Annotated in this window: 3 protein-coding genes; 1 reads left to right on the top strand and 2 read right to left on the bottom strand. The window is 43.1% G+C overall.

The window, feature by feature from the left end:
- Nucleotides 1–146 precede the first annotated feature (146 nt).
- Nucleotides 147–677: a SprT-like domain-containing protein gene (locus tag A3756_RS13330; protein ID WP_068510697.1), complete on the top strand. Its 531-nt coding sequence runs from the start codon at nucleotides 147–149 to the stop codon at nucleotides 675–677.
- 94 nt (nucleotides 678–771) lie between these two features.
- Here the strand turns inward: A3756_RS13330 and fdxA are convergent, their stop codons facing one another.
- Together fdxA and mutS are read right to left on the bottom strand one after the other, a co-directional pair.
- Nucleotides 772–1,095: a ferredoxin FdxA gene (gene fdxA, locus A3756_RS13335; protein WP_068510699.1), complete on the bottom strand. Its 324-nt coding sequence runs from the start codon at nucleotides 1,093–1,095 to the stop codon at nucleotides 772–774.
- A 157-nt stretch (nucleotides 1,096–1,252) separates the two neighbouring features.
- Nucleotides 1,253–3,883: a DNA mismatch repair protein MutS gene (gene mutS / locus A3756_RS13340; protein ID WP_068510701.1), complete on the bottom strand. Its 2,631-nt coding sequence runs from the start codon at nucleotides 3,881–3,883 to the stop codon at nucleotides 1,253–1,255.
- Nucleotides 3,884–4,473 lie beyond the last annotated feature (590 nt).

Raw genomic sequence — 4,473 nt, forward strand, 5'->3', positions numbered from 1 at the left:
AATATATAGAGTAAGTCGAGTTCATACATGGCGTTTTCCCTAAAGGCTTGGTGTGACAAAAAATAAAGCTGGGCATGGTACTGTAAATTTTTGCATAATGCACCGCTGTATATGAACTTAAGAAGACCGAAAAACACTTAGCCAAGATGAACCAAAGCAACTATCAAGCTGATGTGCAATCATCGGTAGAACACTGCCTGCGGCAGGCAGAACATCACCTTAAGAAAAGCTTCGTTTATCACAACCTTTGCTTTCTTCTAAAGGGGCAAGCTGCCGGCCAGTTTGTCGTCACACAAAACGCTTTTAAGACTTATCGATACAAGCTTCGATTTAATCAGGCGCTCTTAAATCAAAACCAACAAGCCTTTATCGAAGAGGTTGTACCTCACGAATGTGCACACCTCATCGTCTATCAGTATTTTGGTCGCTATCATGAAGGCAAGAAGGTAATGCCGCATGGACGACAGTGGAAGCAGGTTATGTCAGAAGTATTTAATGTTGAGCCAAAGGTAAGGCATAACTTCTCAAGCGCGAAAAGGGCACGACGAACCTTTGCATATATTTGTGCATGTCACGATCGAATTCATGATTTGAGCGCAATTCGACACAATAGAATCGTAAGAAGTGATGCAAGATATGTATGCAAAAGCTGTAAGGAAAGCTTGAGAATTAAATAGGCCAAAGTGAATGAGGCCAGGCAGTTCTTATTTAAGAGGAGCTTGTCGTTAGCGAGCGATCTGACGCCAGTTAACGACAAGGCGACTAAAGAATTTACTTCTCTAGATATTGAAGCTTGTTAGGAACACCGTCCCACTCTTTAGCATCTGGAAGCGGGTCTTTTTGCTCGGTAATGCAGGGCCAAGTCTGACATAGCTCGGCGTTTAGCTCGATATACTGCGTCTGGTCGGCAGGCAATTCGTCCTCAGAAAAGATTGCATCAGCTGGGCATTCTGGCTCACAAAGTGCGCAATCGATACATTCGTCAGGATCGATTACCAGAAAGTTAGGGCCTTCATAGAAGCAGTCTACAGGACAAACTTCCACACAATCTGTGTACTTACACTTAACACAGTTATCGGTTACAACAAATGTCATATTGCTATTCCAGTGTTTGGTCTCATTAAAATTATGCGGTGTATTCTAATGTCAGATGTGACAGGGTTCAAGCTTAAACGCCTGTCATAGCGCAAATGTTACGATTATTGACTTAAAACACAAGTAAGTTAGCGCAAGAGACAAGGCATCATATAACTTAGTTGATCAATCTTCGTAGCTCATAAAGCTTATCCAATGCTTGCCTAGGGCTAAGCTCATCAGGGTCCAGGTTAGCAAATGCTTTCTCAATCAATGAAGGCTCTTGTGCAAACATATCACTTTGAAATGCATTTTGTTCTGAAATAGAGTCAGTAGCTTGTGTTGCAATATTGCTTGCAGTTATGGGCTCAGACGGCTCGCTTGTTTCCGTAGACTCCAAAGAACTTAGCTTTTCCTTCGCCTTCCCAATAACACTATCCGGAACACCTGCGAGCTGCGCGACCTGCAAACCGTAGCTTTGGCTTGCGGCGCCTTCAAGAACATTATGTAGAAAGATAATTCTATCTTCGTGCTCAGTAGCGCTCAGGTGAACGTTGACAACACTCTCGTGCTCTTCAGCAAGCTGCGTCATTTCGAAATAGTGAGTTGCGAACAAACTATAAGCTTGGATATTTTTAGCCAAATGCTCTGCACTAGACCATGCAAGCGACAAACCGTCGAAAGTGCTGGTACCTCTTCCTACTTCATCCATCAAGACCAGACTGTTTTCTGTAGCGTTATTCAAGATGTTCGCAGTCTCGGTCATCTCAACCATAAAAGTGGAGCGACCGCCTGCCGTATCGTCAGAACTTCCCATTCGTGTGAATATTTGGTCGATTTCACCTATTGAGGCTTTACCTGCTGGAACAAAACTTCCTGTACCTGCTAGCAATATAATCAGAGCAGCCTGGCGCATATAGGTAGACTTCCCCCCCATATTGGGCCCGGTAATCATAAGCATTTTTCGCTTTGGATCTAATATCAGATCGTTTGGCACAAAAGGCGCTGTACTGAGCTGTTCAACAATAAGGTGTCGGCCTTCTTCAATTAACAGGGTGTTACCCTGATTAAATTCCGGCCTATTGAGATTTAAAGTGTGAGCTCTTTCAGCAAAATTGCTAAGCACGTCGAGCTCAGAAAGCCCTTTTGCACACCTCTGAAGCGCGTCAATCGCCTCATTTAATTCATCAAGTAGGCTTTCGTAAAGGGCTTTCTCGCGCGATAAAGCGCGACTTTTACTGCTCAGCGCTTTATCCTCAAAAGCTTTCAGCTCTGGCGTTATAAAGCGCTCTGCATTTTTTAGCGTTTGACGCCTTATATATGCATCGGGCGCTTTATCTGACTGAGCTTTTGAAATCTCGATAAAGTAACCATGAACTCTATTGTAACCAACCTTCAAGGTCGAAAGCCCGGTTGCCTCCCGCTCCTGAGTCTCTAGATCGATTAAAAATTGACCGGCATTTTCACTGATATTGCGTAAGTCATCTAGCTCTGCGTCAAAACCATCTTTTATCACGCCGCCATCTCTAATAACGACGGGAGGGTTATCGATAATTGCTCGCTCTAATAACTCAGCTAAAGAGGGGTGTTCGGATATATCTTTAGCTACTTCACCAAGACTTGGGCAATCAACTGACCTTAAATCTGCCTGTATGGCGGGTAGTAGTATTAAAGTGTCTCTAAGTCGTGATAGGTCACGAGGGCGTGCAGATCTAAGCGCAATCCTGGCGAGTATACGCTGTACATCTCCGACTTGTTTTAAATTCGTTTGAATGGCGTCGTAGTTATAGGATTGCTCAAGTGAAGACACGCAATCTAGACGGGCATTCACAATTTCCCGGTCTCTTAAAGGGTGGTGGAGCCAGCGCCTAAGCAAGCGGCTACCCATTGCAGTTTTACAGGCATCCATTGCCCACGCCAAGGTGTGATTACTTTCGCCAGCAAGGTTGGTGTCAATTTCTAGGTTCTTGCGACTGGCTGCATCGAGTAGAATGTATTGACTACGCTCTTCTTTATTGATGGTGACAATATGAGGCAGCTCATTACGCTGAGTATCCTTTGCATACTGCAGCAGACAACCCGCCGCGCAGATAGCTAATTGCATCGAATCGATACCAAAGCCGCTTAAGTCTTTCGTTTTAAATTGAGTAGTCAATAAGCTTTTTGCGGAATCAAGATCATAAAGCCATGGAGCTTGGCGTCTAAGACCAGTTAAGTTCTCAAAAGCTCCTTCATATGGAAACTCTTCACTTATTAAAACTTCCGACGGTCTAATACGCTGCAACTCGCTTATTAGGTCGGGCAAGCCTCGAACTTGCGACACAGAAAAGCGTCCGCCACTCAGGTCTAGGTAGGCTAGACCAAAGGCTTCCTCATCACCAAAGGAAATTGAGCAGAGCAAATTGTCACGCCGCTCTTCTAGAAATGCCTCGTCAGTCAGCGTGCCGGGAGTGACAATTCTCATTACCTTACGCTCAACCGGCCCCTTGCTTGTTGCCGGGTCACCTGTTTGCTCGCAGACAGCAACCGACAAACCAGATCGAACAAGCTTTGCAATATAATTCTCAGCGGAGTGATAGGGGATACCCGCCATTGGAATAGGGTTGCCACCACTCTTACCGCGTGCCGTTAAAGTGATATCTAGCAATTGAGCCGCTTTTTTTGCGTCATCGTAGAACATCTCATAAAAATCGCCCATTCGATAAAAGACAAGCTCATTAGGGTGGTCCTTTTTAATGCGAAAATATTGCTGCATCATCGGAGTATGTTTAGATTCACTGTTTTTAGCTAACTCAGGACTTTTTGACATAATTCGGGAGAAGTTCTTTTTAATTGGTTGTATATGGACTTACCTAAAGCAAAGCATTAGACGCACAACTTGTTTTAACCTTAGAGGGGGTTCCAGCTGTAGCCGCGATATATAGATGCGACTTTATTGTCGACAGAATTCTAACAAATCACGTCTCTGTCTTACCAGAAAAAACGTAATCGAAAAATCATGTCAAACACTAGGTTTTATTCATTTTTAAGCTAACTCCGAATTATTTGTTCTTAGACATAAGCTAAAGAATCCCTCTTTTATTCTTCGTTAGATTAGCAGCAGGTACACCTAAATCATGTGTTTTTAGTTGTACGAAAAGCGACTCAGTTATCATATCTAAGCATACATGTGTGTTCCATTTATCATTTTCGTCTTTGGTGCACGTTAGTACTCTTGTTATAAAACACTTCTATTGTAAGATCACTTCGATATTTCAATAACCTTAAAATAAAAATGTAAATATTATTTATATCTGTTATTAATCAGATATTTATATCTCAGTGAAATCTAAAGCTCAGATAGCTGGAGCCCACTTAGGGTCGCGTCGAGTATCAAGATTTGTCTGTCTAATTATTACT

The organism is Oleiphilus sp. HI0086 (assembly GCF_001635225.1).

Bases quoted from the DNA above. Each gene is read 5' to 3' on its own strand.
- A3756_RS13330 (WP_068510697.1), top strand. From the start codon at position 147: ATGAACCAAAGCAACTATCAAGCTGATGTGCAATCATCGGTAGAACAC.
- fdxA (WP_068510699.1), bottom strand. From the start codon at position 1,095: ATGACATTTGTTGTAACCGATAACTGTGTTAAGTGTAAGTACACAGAT.
- mutS (WP_068510701.1), bottom strand. From the start codon at position 3,883: ATGTCAAAAAGTCCTGAGTTAGCTAAAAACAGTGAATCTAAACATACT.